13 protein-coding genes are annotated in these 15,677 nt (G+C 62.4%); 4 read left to right on the top strand and 9 right to left on the bottom strand.

Annotation, left to right across the window (positions count from 1 at the left end; translation table 11 throughout):
* Positions 1 to 10 precede the first annotated feature (10 nt).
* The 3 genes from mksF to mksB are packed head-to-tail and all read right to left on the bottom strand — an operon-like array spanning position 11 to position 4,822.
* A complete protein-coding gene (gene mksF / locus NIBR502773_RS18895) occupies positions 11 to 2,851 on the bottom strand; it encodes an Mks condensin complex protein MksF (RefSeq protein ID WP_027606957.1) in 2,841 nt (946 codons plus the stop codon).
* A complete protein-coding gene (mksE, locus tag NIBR502773_RS18900) occupies positions 2,848 to 3,555 on the bottom strand; it encodes an Mks condensin complex protein MksE (RefSeq protein ID WP_027606956.1) in 708 nt (235 codons plus the stop codon). Before mksE ends, mksF begins: the two co-directional genes overlap by 4 nt.
* The gene (mksB, locus tag NIBR502773_RS18905; protein WP_027606955.1) at positions 3,545 to 4,822 is read right to left on the bottom strand and encodes an Mks condensin complex protein MksB; all 1,278 of its coding nucleotides are present in this window, start codon (positions 4,820 to 4,822) and stop codon (positions 3,545 to 3,547) included. The genes mksE and mksB overlap by 11 nt, the downstream gene beginning before the upstream one ends.
* 187 nt (positions 4,823 to 5,009) lie before the next feature.
* Here mksB and NIBR502773_RS18910 point away from each other — a divergent pair, with 187 nt between their 5' ends.
* Positions 5,010 to 5,753 carry an energy transducer TonB gene (locus tag NIBR502773_RS18910; RefSeq protein ID WP_141157853.1) on the top strand — a complete coding sequence of 248 codons (744 nt, stop codon included), beginning with the start codon at positions 5,010 to 5,012 and terminating at the stop codon, positions 5,751 to 5,753.
* Entirely contained in the window at positions 5,746 to 6,198 is a 453-nt protein-coding gene (gene rimI / locus NIBR502773_RS18915; protein ID WP_003188286.1) for a ribosomal protein S18-alanine N-acetyltransferase, read from the top strand. Before NIBR502773_RS18910 ends, rimI begins: the two co-directional genes overlap by 8 nt.
* Before the next feature lie 60 nt (positions 6,199 to 6,258).
* Here the strand turns inward: rimI and NIBR502773_RS18920 are convergent, their stop codons facing one another.
* Positions 6,259 to 6,663 carry a serine kinase/phosphatase gene (locus NIBR502773_RS18920; protein ID WP_115486535.1) on the bottom strand — a complete coding sequence of 135 codons (405 nt, stop codon included), beginning with the start codon at positions 6,661 to 6,663 and terminating at the stop codon, positions 6,259 to 6,261.
* Positions 6,664 to 6,814: 151 nt separating this feature from the next.
* Here NIBR502773_RS18920 and can point away from each other — a divergent pair, with 151 nt between their 5' ends.
* Complete coding sequence (can, locus tag NIBR502773_RS18925) at positions 6,815 to 7,459, top strand: carbonate dehydratase (protein ID WP_003188288.1); 645 nt, start codon at positions 6,815 to 6,817, stop codon at positions 7,457 to 7,459.
* Here can and NIBR502773_RS18930 read toward each other — a convergent pair.
* The 4 genes from NIBR502773_RS18930 to NIBR502773_RS18945 form a co-directional block, all read right to left on the bottom strand.
* A complete protein-coding gene (locus NIBR502773_RS18930) occupies positions 7,456 to 7,965 on the bottom strand; it encodes an SET domain-containing protein-lysine N-methyltransferase (protein WP_065938402.1) in 510 nt (169 codons plus the stop codon). The two genes, can and NIBR502773_RS18930, sit on opposite strands and share 4 nt — an antisense overlap.
* Positions 7,966 to 8,109: 144 nt before the next feature.
* A complete protein-coding gene (locus NIBR502773_RS18935) occupies positions 8,110 to 9,279 on the bottom strand; it encodes a hypothetical protein (protein ID WP_141156669.1) in 1,170 nt (389 codons plus the stop codon).
* Between the two features lie 121 nt (positions 9,280 to 9,400).
* A complete protein-coding gene (locus tag NIBR502773_RS18940) occupies positions 9,401 to 11,101 on the bottom strand; it encodes an acid phosphatase (protein WP_141156670.1) in 1,701 nt (566 codons plus the stop codon).
* A gap of 141 nt (positions 11,102 to 11,242) precedes the next feature.
* Complete coding sequence (locus NIBR502773_RS18945) at positions 11,243 to 12,661, bottom strand: short-chain fatty acid transporter (RefSeq protein ID WP_027606949.1); 1,419 nt, start codon at positions 12,659 to 12,661, stop codon at positions 11,243 to 11,245.
* 185 nt (positions 12,662 to 12,846) lie between these two features.
* On the opposite strand from NIBR502773_RS18945, the gene NIBR502773_RS18950 reads away from it, so the two are divergent.
* The gene (locus tag NIBR502773_RS18950) at positions 12,847 to 14,136 is read left to right on the top strand and encodes an MFS transporter (protein ID WP_141156671.1); all 1,290 of its coding nucleotides are present in this window, start codon (positions 12,847 to 12,849) and stop codon (positions 14,134 to 14,136) included.
* A 3-nt stretch (positions 14,137 to 14,139) separates the two neighbouring features.
* Here NIBR502773_RS18950 and NIBR502773_RS18955 read toward each other — a convergent pair whose 3' ends face one another.
* Complete coding sequence (locus tag NIBR502773_RS18955) at positions 14,140 to 15,510, bottom strand: gluconate:H+ symporter (RefSeq protein ID WP_065938407.1); 1,371 nt, start codon at positions 15,508 to 15,510, stop codon at positions 14,140 to 14,142.
* Positions 15,511 to 15,677 lie beyond the last annotated feature (167 nt).

Consider the following 15,677-nt stretch of genomic DNA (forward strand, 5'->3'; position numbering starts at 1 on the left):
GCGCAAAACGTCAGACCTCATCCAGCTCCGGCTCATCCGCCTGCACATTCACTGTTGCCTTCACCACATCATGGCGACGGATGTACTTCCAGTCCGCCTCATCAATGTAGATCCCGTTCGGCCCGCTGCCGCCTTCCAGGTCGATTGCCACCTGGGCAGACACCTGCGGCTTCACACTGGCGAGGATCGGCACAAAGCCCAGCTGCAAACTGGTTTCCAGCAACGCCGCCTGGTTCTTCTCATCGATATCCGCTGCTTCGTCGAGGTAGTACGGCAAGCGCACACGCCCGGCCTGGTCACGGTCCATCAAGTGCAGCAACAGGTACATGTTGGTCAGCGCCTTGATGGTCATGGTGGTGCCGTTGGACGCCGCGCCATCGATGTCGGTGTGGATCACCGGCTGGCCGTGCACCTTGGTGATCTCGAAGGCCAGCTCGAACAGGTCCTTGAGGCCCAACTGGTTATGGTTGGCGGCCACCAGGCGGGCCAGGTATTCCTTGGCCTCTTCGTTCTTGTTGTCCTGCTCGGCACTTTGGCTGAGGTCGAACACCGACAGGGTTTCGCCTTCTTCATATTGGCCAGCACTGTGGATGATCTGGTCGATATGCTTGAGGGCTTCCTTGTTCGGCGCGAGCACGATGCGGAAGCTCTGCAGGTTGGACACCTGACGCTTGTTGATCTCGCGGTTGAACAGCGCCAGCTGGTGTTCCAGGCTGTCGTAGTCGCTGCGGATATTGCGCAAGGTTCGCGCAATGTCAGTGACCGCCGCGCGGCGCGCCTTGCCCAGTGTCAGCGCCTCATCTGTACGGTGCGCATAAGCGTTGATCAACAATTGCAGGCGACGCTCTACATCATCCTCGCTGTCGAACTTGGCCACGCCCTTGAGGCGCACCTGCGCGTACAGCGCCTCGATCTGGCCATCGGCACGCAGCAAGCCCTGCCAGCTGTCCTGATAGTCATTGAGCAGCGGCAGCAGGTTGTCCATGGAGTCATCGACCGGGTCCATGAACGGTGTGCCGAACGGCAAGTCGGCCGGCAACAGCTGCCGGCGGCGCAAGGCGTCATCCAGCGTACGTTGCTTGGCTTCCATATCGCCGATCTGGCGGCCCACCAGTTGCAGCTTGGCGGACAGTTGCTGCACGCGTTCGGTAAACGCATCGCTGGAGCGTTTCAACTCATCCTGGGCTGCTTCCATCTGTGCCAGGTTTTCCAGTTTTTCGCCTTCTTCGGCACTCAGGGTTTGCGCGCGACGGAAGTCTTCCAGCGCCTTTTGCGCGTCCAGCACCTGCTGGTACAGCGCTTCGGTCTGGGTCTTGCTCGCCGCGCGGTCGGAGGCCACGGCTTGCTGGGTTTTCAGCTGCTTGAGTTCTTTCTCCAGGCGTTCCTTTTGGTCGCGCAACGCCGCGCGATCCGCCAGGGCCTGCAGCGCCGGTGGTTCGATGTGGGAGATGTCGATGGACAGCCCCGGCACTTCAAAGCGCTCGCCCTTGAAGCCATCGAGGATCTGCTCCAGGGATTTGACCCACTGGCCGTCCTCGTCCAGGGTGATGCCGTGTTCACCCAATGGCAGGCTGAACAACGAGCTGTTGAACAAGCGCATCAGGCGCTCGACGTCCTGCTGCGAAAACTCTTCGCGCAGCTTGGCATAGCTGTTGTTGTCGGCGTGATCAAGCTGCTGCTTGACCGACTTCAAGCGTTTTTCCAGGTCACGCAGACGCTCGTCCAGATCCTCGGCGCTGAACTGCCGCGACTGCGCCAGGGCGCCCGCCAGCTCATCGTGAGCATCCTTGGCCGCCAGCAGTTGTTGCTCCAGGACCTTGACGTCATCCACCAGGGCAAAGCGATGCTTGAGCACCGACAACTCGCCCAGCCAACGCTGGATACCGCTGATTTCCCGCTCCAGGCGCATCAGCTCCTGGGTGCCGCCGCGCTGGTCGTTCTGCAGTGCGTCCTGCTCGTTGCGGTAGTGCTCGGCCTGGATGGTCAGCTCTTCCTTACGCGCACTGGCATAGTCCGACCAGGTGCCGAGCAGCGAATCCAGCAGCGGCGACAGGCGATGCAGCTTGCCGCGCAGGACGTCGCGCTGGCGAACGCCGTTGGCCAGGGCTTCCACCAGCGGGCCGGCTGCGACCAGGGAATTGTAGTCCTGCTCCATACGTCGTACGTCGCGGAAGGCTTCTTCGCACGCTGCGATGTAATCCACACTACCCGAACGCAGGCTATGCTCGAACGCATCCAGGAACAGCTGCTTGAGCTTGGCCGCGGTGATTTCGCGCATGTGCAGCAGGTTGATAAACAACGCACGGAAGGTTTTCAGGCTTTGCTCACTGGTGGAGCGCAGCGGGATCAGGGTCAGGTCCAGCGGGATCGACGTATGACCACCCACCAGCAAACGGCGCAGTTCATCCGGCTTGAGTTCGTAGGCTTTCAGGCCTTCGCGCTCAAGGTTGGTGAACAGCTCTTTCTGACGCAGGCAGGTGTCGTTTTTCTGATAGTGGGCCAGGTCCAGCTTGCCGGCGTAGGCAAAGAACTGGTGCCCGAAACCGCCGCCCGGGCCGCGCCCGACCACGCCGATTACGTGGGGGCCATGGGGCAGGGAGACTTCCACCAGGATGTAGCTGGTGTCGGTGGCGAAGTAGAAGCGTCGCGATTGCTCCAGGGTGTACTTGCCGAAACTCATGTCCGACATGCGCGCCAGGATCGGGAACTGCAAGGCGTTGATCGACGCGGATTTACCCAGGTTGTTGGCGCCATACACCGACAGCGGCTCTTCCAGCGGGAACAAGCCCAAACTGTAGCCGGCGGTGTTCAATAGGGCGAAGCGGCGGATGCCGTAGCGTTCCTTACTCATGCGTCGGTCTCCTGTTCTTCGGCAATGGCGCGGGCCAGGGCGTCTTCTTCGCTTTCTTCCGCGAAGTCACTCAAATCCAGCGGGTCATCGGTTTTCAGCAGCTTTTCATCGCTGTCTTCGTCGATGATCACCGGTGCCGGCAACGGCAACACGCTGTGCACGCTGGCCGCGAGGTCACGGTCTTGCTGCACTGACAGGCACACGTCGAGGAAGCGGTGCATCGGCGGCAGGAAGCGGTAGATGCCGTTGTCTTCGCTGGCAAAGCCCAGCTGGGTCATGCGGCGCATGATTTTTTCTTCGAGTTCTTCCTGGGTCTGCACTTCGGCCTGGATAAACAGGTCGCGGTACTTTTCCAGCAGGGACGGCAGTTCATCGCGGCCGAGGCTGCCACCGTCGAGCACGGCGATCGGATCGCGGCCCTGGTCGGCCAGGTGCTCGACAATGATGAAGGTGAACAGCGCCAGGCGCTGGGCGGTCTTGTTGACCTGCGCACTGGCAATCGCGGAGTCCGGCACGAAGTAGTAGAAGCCACGGGTATCGCACACCAGCTCAAAGCCCAGGGCCTTGAACAGCGTGCGGTACTGGTCCTGGAAGTTCGACAGTTGCGCGTACAGCTCGGGGTCGCGGCGGCTGACGTGGTAACCCTTGAACAGCTCGCGAAAGATCGGCGCCAGCTGGGACAGTTCGGATAGATCAAGATGCATGAGGTGTACTCGCAGAATGCTCGGCGGCGTCGGTGCCGGCCGGGAGCAGGGCGAATGAGCGCAGGCTGACCTGGTGCTCGTGTGTGTGGTAATCGCGGCGTTCCAGGCGCTCGCGCTTGAAGCGTTTCTCCCGCGAGAGCCGCGAGAACCAGTACAGCAATTCGTCGGTGGCACCGTCCGGTTCCTGCTCCAGCAGCCAGGTCATCAGGTCCGGCATCGGCAGCGCGTCTTCGCAGCGCTCGAGCATTTCCTTGACCGTCCGTGGTGCGCGCTGGGCTTCGCCCTTGTGGGACTTGTGCGCCTTGGGGAACCGGGCCGGTTTCGGCTCGAAGTTCGCCAGGGCATACACATAGGCCTCGACCTGGCTGGCACTGCCGAGGAAGGTGCTTTGCGGTCGGGTAAACATCGGCATCGCCGCCTGCGGCACCGCGTCCAGGCCCTTACGGCGGATGGCCGACAGCGCCAGCGCCGCACCGCGGGTCACGGCGTTGTGCCGACGCGCTTCTTCGCGCAGCGGCAACAGCAGTTCGCGGGCATGCCGCAAGGTCAACTGGGCGCTGGTCTGCATTTCGAGGATGCGCGCGTGGGTGCGCAGCAGCATGTCGTCGTCCACCAGGTGGCCGAGGCGCTGTTGCTCGGTGAGCATGCGCAGCAGCACGTTTTCCACCTTGCGCACGCCTTGTTCGAAGGCACCGTCGGCGTTCACCAACTGGATCATCGGTTCGACGTACTCGTCCCAGGTCGCCAGGACTTCAGCGTAACGCTGGCGCAGCGGGATCTGCCGGTCGCTGGTCTTGGCACGGTCGGCCACGGCCGCGAGGGCCTGTTCGTCGTTGGCGAGTTTTTTCAGTACGTCGCGTACGCGCATGTCCAGCAGGCGCAATTGGCGGGCCAGGTCGTGGCCATCACGGATGTCGAAGGCATCCTGGATATAACCGGCCAGGCGCTCCAGATGGCGCAGGTAGGCTTCGATTTCCAGGCACAGGCCAAGCCGGTGCTCCTTGCGAAGATAAGCCAGGAAGTCGTGGATCTGCGCGTTGAGCTCGAAACGGTTCGGGCTCTTGGCGACAGGCACCAGGATATCCAGGCGAATCCACACGTCCAGCAGGCTGGTGATGTCCTGGGGCGTGCTGTCCAGTTGTTGGGCGGCCAGTTGTGCGCGCAGCTCGCCGAGGCTCAGGGTGCCTTGGTCGAAGTGTTCGCACAGTGGCTCAAGTAAGGCCCAGTGTTCGGCGAGGGCGCGCAGGACGCGCTTGGGTTCGATCATGGGAATGGCCGGCTGGTTGGCGATTAAAAGTCGCGATTGTACTGCATCAGGCGCGGGATTTATCCACAGCCGGTCAGTGCACAGTGGGCGATTGTTACCGAACAGCGGTAGAATCCCCGCTCTTTACTTATCCACAAGTGGCCGAGCTGTGCTTATCGAGTCCCGACGTCGCGCTTACTTGACCGCCATGCAGGTGGTCAACTGGCTGCCCCGCACCGAACTGCCGTTCGCCGCCCCGTCGCGGCCCGAGCTGTTAGAGGCGCTTGAGCCCTATGAGGCGTTCGAGGTTTCGGGGGAGGAGGCGGCTGCACCGGTGGCCGTGGTCAAACCGGTACTGGAAGCTCGTCCTGCGGTTGAACGCGTCAAGGTCGAGGTGCCGCGCCCGGGGCCAATGGCCAAGCCCGTGGTGGCCGAAGCGGCTGCGCCGGTTGCCAAGGCCCCCGTGGTGCCGCCGCCACGCTTTGCCCTGCAGTTATTGCGGGCCGGGCGTTGCCTGCTATTGGTGGAGTTACCCACCGGCGAACGCTTCCAGACCCGCGACCCCGCCTACATGCTGCTCAAGGACATGCTGCGCGCCGCCGGCCTGCCCGACAGCCCGCAAATCGTCGGCGACCCTGTCCGTTGGCCGCTGCTGGTACGCGGCACCATGGACCAGGGCCCGGAAGCGGCGCGGGATTTCGTGCAAGGCTTCGTCTCGGCACGCCTGGAGGACGAACCCTGCGTGTGCCTGTGGCTGATCGGCCTGCCCGCCGTACGGTTTGCCGGTGAAGCGAACGCCGAAGCCTGGTACCGCGAACTGCAGGTCGAGGGCCTGGGTTCTGTATGGGCCCTGCCGGGCCTGGAATTATTAATGGAAGAGCCACAGCGTAAGGCTGATGTCTGGCAAGCCATGCGCCGGCTGATGGCGCGCTGGAAAACAACCGATGAGTGAGGCTTTATCCTTCCGCCCGATGACCGAGGCCGACCTCGACGCCGTGCTGAAAATCGAATACGCGGCATTCAGCCATCCCTGGACCCGCGGGATCTTTCTCGACGGGCTGGGCAAGTACCAGATCTGGCTGATGTTCGAAGGCGAGCAGCAGGTGGGCCACGGCGTGGTGCAGATCATCCTCGATGAAGCGCATTTGCTGAACATCACCGTCAAGCCGGAAAACCAGGGCCGTGGCCTGGGCCTGGCACTGCTGGAACACCTGATGTCCCGCGCCTATGCCGCCAACGCGCGGGAATGCTTCCTGGAAGTGCGCGACAGCAATACCGGCGCGTTCCGCCTGTATGAGCGCTATGGCTTCAACGAGATCGGGCGTCGTCGGGACTATTACCCAGCCGTGGGGGGGCGTGAGGATGCAGTCGTGATGGCCTGTACCCTGGTCGATTAAACACACAAGCCAACGTGGCAGGGGGCAGGTCGCCCCTCCCACATTTGGATTTGCGCAGTGTCAGCGGTTTCCGTCTACCGGGTCCAGATCAGCCAGTTCCGCTTCATCCAGGCCATTGCCGCCGCCAATGTCATCTTCATCGACAATGCTCAGGTCAAAATCCGCCGGGTTGTCTTCACCCGCCTCCCGAGCATCCCGCGCACCGTCTTCATGGATCAGGGTTTCCGGGCTCATATCATCATCGGTCGACTCATGATCAGCCGTTGAAGCCCCGGTCAGTCCGGCCTCGCGCACCCGTTCGTCGGGGATCAGGTGCTCGCGCTCGCGACGAGGTATTTCATCACCGATCTCCGCCGTCGGCTCGTCTTCGTCAAAATCCAGCTCGCGCATCGAGCCCATACGATCTTCGTTGTCGTCAATCGGTTCGGGCTGTGTAGCGCCGTAGGGACGTCGTGATTCAGTCATGGCCAATCCTCATACTGTGGGGCTTATAGTGTGTGGACAGGCATGGCCCCCCAAGATTCAAGTAATTGGCCGCCGGCTATCTTTATGATCGGCGTGACCCGGACGGGCGGTCGTCTGTCAAAGCTGCGCATCATTCCTGAGGCTTTCCCTGATGAACGAACTACAAGACCTGCTTGATAACAATGAACGCTGGGCGGATGCGATCAAACAGGAAGATCCCGAATTCTTCGCCAAGCTCGCCCGCCAGCAGACCCCTGAATACCTGTGGATCGGTTGTTCCGATGCGCGGGTACCGGCCAACGAGATCGTCGGCATGCTGCCCGGTGATCTGTTCGTACACCGCAACGTGGCCAACGTGGTGCTGCACACCGACCTCAATTGCCTGTCGGTGATCCAGTACGCGGTGGATGTACTCAAGGTCAAACATATCCTCGTCACCGGCCACTATGGCTGCGGCGGCGTGCGCGCCTCGATGCAGGACCGCCAGTTCGGCCTGATCGACGGCTGGCTGCGCACCATCCGCGATCTCTACTATGAAAACCGTGACGTGCTGGCCCAACTGCCGACCGAAGAGGAGCGTGTGGACCGCATGTGCGAGCTGAACGTGATCCAGCAGGTGGCCAACGTCGGCCACACCAGCATTGTGCAAAATGCCTGGCACCGTGGGCAGAGCCTGTCGATCCACGGCTGTATCTACGGCATCAAGGACGGCCGTTGGAAGAGCTTGAACACCACCATCAGTGGCTTCGAGCAACTGCCGCCGCAGTATCGCCTGCGTCCGCTGGGCGAAGCCTAAGGCCGTTTGCGTTCGCGCCAATGGGTCATGAACGCCTGGCCCTCGGCGTTCAAACACTCTGTGCTGCCGGTGATCCAGCCCCGGCAGTTCAGCTCGCCGCATTGGCAGGCGAACTGTCGGAACAAGGTGTCCTCGGTACTGGCGTAGTCCAGGGTCAGCGGGGCGCCGGCGAGGATGGGCTGTACGGTCCAGAGTTCCAGGTAAGTGGTGTCGAAAAACACATTCGGGTTGCAGGAGTGTCGCAGCAGACCGCAGAACCAGCTGTCATACAGGTGGATGCGGGCGGACAGCTGCAGCGTACGTGGGCGCCGCTCGTTCACGGCGTAACCGGACACCCGGGCAATGCGCACGCGGCCGTCAAAATCCACGCGAGCCCTGACGCCGCCGTCGCGCTCAACCTTAAAGTGCTTGGCCGAGGGATAGCCCTGTTCAACGAGCAGTGTCTTGAACGGGTACAAACCATCACTCACAGCGGTTTTAGCCTGGTCCATGGCTTGAGTTTTCATAACTCTCCTTGGTTAGGCTGCATCGACCTGCGGGTGGTGGCTGACTACCAGTCTTGCAGCGGATGGGCCCGGCTCAAGACTCGCTGAACGTGGAGCCGATTTCTACTGTCAACTTTGACAGTAGAAATCGGATTTTTTTGTTGTCTACAGCGCAGGCGCCGTGATGCTGGGGGCGGGTGCTGCGTTCTTCAGCTGCTTGAGCTGCGTCTTGATCGAAGGCGTGGCGCATTTGGCGTTCGCCTGTTCCGGGGTCAGGTTGCGCACCGAGGTGTAGAACAATTCGCAGGTCTGCTCTTTGCGCGTGACCTGCCAGGTGTTCATGCAGGCCTTGAGCAGCACATTCGGATCGCTCGCCGGTTTCTGGCCCATTCCGGCCTGCCAGCAGGCGGCGCTCAAGTCCTGGCCCATCACTTTCAAGCCGGCTTCGTCGGCTTTCTGCTCGTTACCGTCATAGGTGTCCGGGCTGGCCGCGTACCAGATGTAGCTGGGGTGGTTGGCGCCCAGCACCGAGACGGTCCTGCCCGCGGCAGGGCTGATCTGCGCCAGGCCCAGCACACCCACGGTTTGCCCGTATTGCTGCTTGATCCAACTGCGCACCGGCGCGCCGAACGCGACCATTGGCAGCGAGCCGTTGGGGTACAGGCTCAGTTCGCTGACCATGCGGGTCTGGTAGTCGGTGAAGTAGCCGTAGACGTTCTCCAGGTCCTTGCCCGCATTGGAAGGTGCGGCGATGGGGGCGATATCGATGATGGTCTGGTAGGCCGGGGTTTCGGTGGCCGGCACGCCGTTATCGGTGAGCAGGCTGGCCCAGCGGTCGGTGGTGGCCGACTCCAGGTAATCCTGGGCCTGGGTCAGCGAATAATCCGGCGGGAAATGCAGCAACTCGATGCTCTTGCGGTTTTCCAGGGCCATGCCCAGTGGCAGGAACAGGTACCAGTTGTACGCCCACTTGCCGTCGCTGTTGAGTCTGCTCGCGCCCTGGTAGGCCAGGTCAGCGGTATTGAGCAGCGCGGTCAGGGGCTGGCCGTAACTGTCGGGTACACCGCTGAAGGTCGCGGCGAGCTGCCCTTCATGGTTCTTGACGCTGACCTTGGCTCGGCTGTAGCCATCGCGCTGCAGGCTTTGGTTCAGGTAGTGCTCGGCGGTCTGCTCCAGCGTCCATGGCCGAAAGCAGATCACATTGCAGTTATTGGGGTAAGCAAACAACTGGGTAACCCGTTGAGTGCTGCCCAGCGGTACTTCGATGTCGGCGTGTACGACCGCACTGGCCATCAGTGCGGCCAGGGTGAAGGACAACCTGGTCGGTTTGAACATACTTGATTCCTTGTCAGCGAAAGCCCGTCTGCGCGGGGTGAAAGCCCACCTCCTCACAGTAGCGGTTGGCCAGGAAAACCGCGTGCTAAATCGCCAGGCATGTCGCTATTGGATAAGCGTCCTACACGCTGAACTGCAACGCGTTGCTCAAATCCCCCATGGGTTTCTGGCCCCGGGCAATCATGGCGTCATCGCGTTGCTTGAGCCCGTCCAGGGTCTCCAGCTGGAAGACCCGCGTAATCAAGCGCAGGATCGATGCGGTGTCGTACACCGTATGGTCCACGGTGCCTTTGCGCGCGAAGGGCGAGACCACCAGCGCCGGAACCCGTGTGCCTGGGCCCCAGCGATCGCCTTTGGGCGGGGCGACGTGGTCCCACCAGCCGCCGTTTTCATCGACGGTCACCACCACTACCATGTTTTTCCACTGCGGGCTTTCCTGCAGCACCTTCAAGGCGCGGACGATATGGCGGTCGCCCGACGCCACGTCGGCGTAACCGGCGTGCATATTCAGGTTGCCCTGGGGCTTGTAGAAACTCACCGCCGGTAGCTTGCCGGCCTGGGCATCGGCGAAGAATTTATTGGTGCTCGCCTCATCGCCCAAACCGCCATCGCGCAAGCGCTTGTCACGCTCGGCACGGTTCTCGGGGCCCTGCTGCTTGAAATAGTTGAACGGCTGGTGGTGGTACTGGAAGTTGGGGATCTTCGGGATACCGCCCGAATCCTTGAACTGGTCCAGCGTCGCCTGCCACGCCCCGGCGTACCACGCCCAGTCGACGTTCTTTTTCGACAACTTGTCGCCGATATGTTCGTGGGTTTGCGGCACCAGCACGTTGGGCAGGTCGGCTTTTGCGTAGTCCGGGTTTTCCGGGTCACGAATCCAGGTCGGCCAATACGGCGGCGCCAGGGTGTTCACGCCGTAACCGTCCGGGGTCAGCGTGCTGGGGCCGAACTGCGGCGGGCCGGTCATGGCGCTCGCCGGGGATTTATCCAGGGGCTTGAGACGCGGGTCGGTGGGGTCATCGCTTTGCAGCGTGGCGATCTGTGCCTTGGCCACCGACTGCGCGGCATTCGGGTAGAACGGCGCGGTGGCGCTGATCAGGTATTGATGGTTGAGGAACGAGCCACCAAACGCGCCCTGGAAGAAGTTATCGCAGAGCACAAACTCCTTGGCGACATCCCACAGGCGCAGGGAATAACGGCTCTGGGCGTAATGGCCCATGACCAGGCCGCCGGCGTCGGCCCAGGCGACGAACCCGTCGTTCTTGCCGCCGTTGATCTGCATCTGGTTCTGGTAGAACACGTGCCACAAGTCGCGGGTGACCAGGCTCAACGGCAGGTCTTCGGCGTTCGGGCCCTTGAGGGCGAACGGGGCGTTGGGCAGGTTTTCCTGGAATTGCACTTCGCTGGGGTAAGTCACCCCGTCCACGCTTTGCGGGCCCACTTGCAGCACACCGCCCCAGGCCGGGGGCAGGGTGGTCAACAGGCTGCCGTCGCGGTCGCGCTGTTGCGTGTCGGCGGCGGAAAGCCCCGACAGGGGTTTCTCAACGCCTGGGAAGTCCGCAAACAGATTGTTGAAGCTGCGGTTCTCGGCATAGATCACCACCACGGTCTTCACCTGGTCGTGCAACGCCTTGTCCAGCTCCTGGGGCGTGAGCGGCCGCGCCACTGGCTTGCCGGGCGCCTCACTGCTGTTGCCGCAGGCACTCAAGGTCGCGCCAACCCCCAACACCGCCGCGCCCCCCAGGAAGCGCCGACGGCCGGTGTCTACCGGCGGTTGGGCCATGGAATCAGGGGAGGGGCGGTCTTCTTGATCATCACTCATTGCGGGGAGTCCTTGCTGGCGAGATGTTGCAAGATATTTCGCAGGACGGTAGCAATGCAATGTGACGGAACGAAGACAGCTGCAAGCTATGAGCCTCAAGCCTCAAGCCTCAAGCTTGAGGCTTGAGGCTTGCAACTGATCCTACGGCATGACGGGCGGCAGATACTTCAATGTCGTCCCCAGCGCCCACAGCAGGAACAGCACCAACGGTGTGTGCACCAGCAACTGCACAAACGAAAACCCGATCAAATCCCGCGCCTTCAACCCCAACACTCCCAGCAACGGCAGCATGTAGAACGGGTTGATCAGGTTCGGCAGCGCCTCGGCCGCGTTGTAGATCTGCACCGCCCAGCCCAGGTGGTACTGCAGGTCATTGGCCACTTGCATCACATAAGGCGCTTCGATGATCCACTTGCCGCCGCCTGACGGAATAAAGAAGCCCAGCACTGCCGAGTACACGCCCATCAGCAGTGCATACGTGTCGTGGGAGGCGATGGACGTGAAGAAGGTCGAGATATGGTGCGCCAGGGTCTGGCCGTCGCCGCCCTTGACCACGGTCATCAGCGCCGCAATCGAGCCGTACAGCGGGAACTGGATCAACACGCCGGTGGTGGTCGGCACTGCACGGGCCACCGCATCGAGGAAGCTGCGCGGGCGCCAGTGCAGCAGGGCGCCGACCATGATGAACAGGAAGTTGTAGGTGTTCAGCCCCGAAATCGCGCTGATCGCCGGCTTGGTCGAGAACTCATGGAACAACCAGCCCGCCGCCAGCAATGCCAGCAGAATGGTCAGCAACGGGCTGTGTTCCAGCCATTCGCCGGGGCGGCCCGGTGGTTGCAGCTTGGGCAGGTTGAAGGCCGGGTCGACGCCACAGGCCTTGGCGTCACGGGCGCTGTTGGGGCCGGGCGCGGTGGCGTAGGCGATGATCAGCGACACCACGATCAGTGCCAGCAACAGCACACCGGATTGCCACAGGAAGATGGTGTCGGTAAACGGGATCACCCCGGTGATCGACAGGATCGACGGCGGCAAGCTGGCCGGGTTGGCCTGCAATTGTGCGGCTGACGACGACAGCCCCAGCGCCCACACCGCGCCCAACCCAAGATAGGCCGCCGCACCCGCAGCACGGTAGTCCATGCGCAAATCCGTACGACGGGCCAGCGCACGCACCAGCAAGCCGCCGAACACCAGGGACAGGCCCCAGTTGAGCAATGACGCCACCATGGAGATCAACGCGACCCACGCCACGGCTGAGCGGCCGTTCTTCGGGATACGCGCCAGGCGGTCGATCAGCTTGACCGCCGGTGGCGAGCTGGCGACTACGTAGCCACCGATCACCACGAAGGCCATCTGCATGGTGAACGGGATCAGGCTCCAGAACCCGTCGCCAAAGGCCTTGGCGGCTTCGGTCGGCGCGGCGCCCATGCCCAGGGTCGCCACGGCGACGATGATCACGGCGAGGGCGGCGAACACCCAGGAGTCGGGGAACCAGCGCTCGGCAAAGTTCGAGCAGCGCAGGGCAAAGCGGGCATAGCGGCTTTCTTCGATAGCATCGGCCACGAGTCTTTCCTCTTGTATTTATTATGGTGTCGGCAATTTTTCGGCATGTTCCTCCACGGCCATTGATATGGGAATGCAGTTATCTTCATCGATCCATGAGGAAAACAAATATATCTGCCGCGATTGCCATCAACCGGCTCAGCTCATAACCTGCACGCCATTTTGTTTGTCTGCCGAGCCTCAACATGACTGCCACCTCTGTTCCACAGGCGCAGCGTTTTTCCCGCTCCGATTACAAAACCCTGGGCCTGGCCGCCCTGGGTGGCGCCTTGGAAATCTACGACTTCATTATCTTCGTGTTCTTTGCGCTGACCCTCAGCCAACTGTTCTTCCCGCCGGAAATGCCCGAGTGGCTGCGCCTGCTGCAAAGCTTCGGCATCTTCGTCACCGGTTACCTGGCGCGCCCGTTGGGCGGCATCCTGATGGCGCACTTCGCTGATCACCTGGGGCGCAAGCGTGTGTTCAGCCTGAGCATCCTGATGATGGCGTTGCCGTGCCTGCTGATCGGGATCATGCCCACCTACGCACAGATCGGTTATTTCGCACCGCTGATCCTGCTGGTGCTGCGCGTGCTGCAAGGTGCGGCGGTGGGCGGTGAAGTCCCCAGCGCCTGGACCTTCGTCGCCGAACACGCACCGCGCAACCATCGTGGTTATGCCCTGGGTTTCCTGCAAGCCGGCCTGACCTTCGGCTACCTGCTCGGTGCGCTGACTGCCACGCTGCTGGCACAGGTCTTCACCCCGACCGAAATCCTCGACTATGCCTGGCGCTTCCCCTTCCTGCTTGGCGGTGTGTTCGGCGTGATCGGCGTGTGGCTGCGGCGCTGGCTCAGCGAAACCCCGGTCTTCCTCGAAATGCAGGCCCGCCGCCAGGCCGCTGCCGAGCTGCCGCTGCGCACCGTACTGCGTGACCATCGCGCCGTACTGTTGCCGGCGATGATCCTCACCTGCGTGCTTACCTCCGCCGTGGTGGTATTGGTGGTCATCACCCCGACCATGATGCAGAAAACCTTCGGCATGAGTCCCAGCCACACCTTTGCCTTGAGCGCCCTGGGCATCGTCTTCCTGAATATCGGCTGCGTCCTCGCCGGCCTGCTGGTGGACCGCATCGGCGCCTGGCGCGCGGTGCTGGTCTACAGCCTGCTGCTGCCGGTGGGTATTTTCCTGCTGTACGCAAGCCTGATCAGCGGCGGCATCTGGCTTGGTGCGGCGTACGCGGTAGCGGGCTTGAGTTGCGGGGTGGTGGGCGCGGTGCCGTCGGTGATGGTCGGCCTGTTTCCGGCGCAGGTGCGGGTGTCGGGCATTTCCTTCACCTACAACATCGCCTATGCACTGTGGGCAAGTACCACGCCGCTGATGCTGATCGCGCTGATGCCGACCAGCCCGTGGATTTGTGTGGGGTATTGCGTGGTGATGGGCGCGGTTGGGGTGGGGTGTGTGACGCTGTTTGGCAAGCGCCACACCTTGGCGGCCTGAAGATCAGGTCAAGAAGTGCCACAGCACCAGCGTACCGACCAACCCGACCACCGAAACAATCGTCTGCAACACCGACCACACCCAAATCGTCTGTTTCAGCTGCAAGCCAAAGTACTCGCGCACCATCCAGAACCCGGCATCGTTGACGTGGCAGAAGAACACCGAGCCGGCGCCGATCGCCAGTGCCACCAGTGAGCTTTGTGTCGCCGCCAACCCGGCCATCATCGGTGCGAGGATGCCGGCGGTCGTGGTGGTGGCGACCGTGGCCGAGCCAGTGGCCTGGCGCAGTGCCACGGCGATCAACCAGGCCAGCAGCAGGTACGGCATGTGCGCGCCTTCGGCGACTTTGCTGATGGTCTGGCTGACGCCGGCGTCGAGCAGGGTTTGCTTGAGGCCGCCGCCGGCGCCGATGGTCAGCAGCAACACGGCGATGGGCGCGAGGGCCTTGCGCAGGGTGTTGCCGACCTCAGCGCGCGGCATCCCGGCGGCCCAGCCCAGGCAGATCACGGCGGCGATCACTGCCAGGCCCAGGGCGATCAGCGGTTCGCCGAGGAACTTCAGGGTCAGGCCCACGCTGCTTTCCGCTGGCAGCGCGACTTTGGCCAGGGTGCTGCCGAGCATCAGAATCACCGGCAACAGAATGATCAGCAATGACACGCCAAAGCTCGGCTGGCGCGGGGCCTTGGGCGGGGCGCTGAACAGCGCGCCGATGTCGGCCGGCTCATCCACATGCAGGCGCCTGGACAGCCAGTTGCCATAGAGCGGCCCGGCGAGGATCACCGCCGGCACCGCCAGGCAAAAGCCCAGCAACATGGTCAGGCCCAGGTCGGCGTGCAACGCGCCCACCGCAATCAGCGGCCCCGGGTGCGGTGGCATCAAGGCGTGCAAGGTGGTCATGCCCGCCAGCGCCGGGATGGCGATTTTCAACAGCGGCTGGTTCGAACGTTTGGCCATCACAAAGATGATCGGCACCATCATCACCAGGCCCACTTCGAAGAACAGCGGCAGGCCGATCACCATCGCCACCAGCGCCATCACCCATGGCAACGACTTGCCCTTGCCCAGCCCGAGCAGGGTGGTGGCGATGCGGTCGGCCGCGCCGGATTCCGCCATCAGCGCACCCAGCATCGAGCCTAGCGCAATGATGATCCCGGCCTCACCGAGGATCGCCCCGGCGCCCTTGCTGAAGGCCTTGGCCACTTCTTCTGCTGGCAGCCCGGCGCCGACCCCGGCGATAAAGGTGCCGATCAGGATCGACAGGAACGGCGGCAACTTAGTCGCGCTGATCAGCACGATGATGCTGGCGATGGCCAGCAATACGCAGAGCATGAGACGGGTGTCGTGAACCATCCACGCGGCAGTCGATAACGCCAAGGCGAGACTCCTTATCGAACAGGTTGGGAAAATTGTTTCTTTTTGTTTCCTGTCCCAAAAGCATACCTGATAACGCCCGCCCCAGAGCCATTGCTGTCGGATTTGTAATCTTTGCTCCACTGCCCTGATAAGTCGCGCCCGCTACATTCTCCCGGCTTTTACTTTAT

The sequence above is a fragment of the Pseudomonas sp. NIBRBAC000502773 genome (genome assembly GCF_006517195.1).
Classification (GTDB): Bacteria; Pseudomonadota; Gammaproteobacteria; order Pseudomonadales; family Pseudomonadaceae; genus Aquipseudomonas; species Aquipseudomonas marginalis.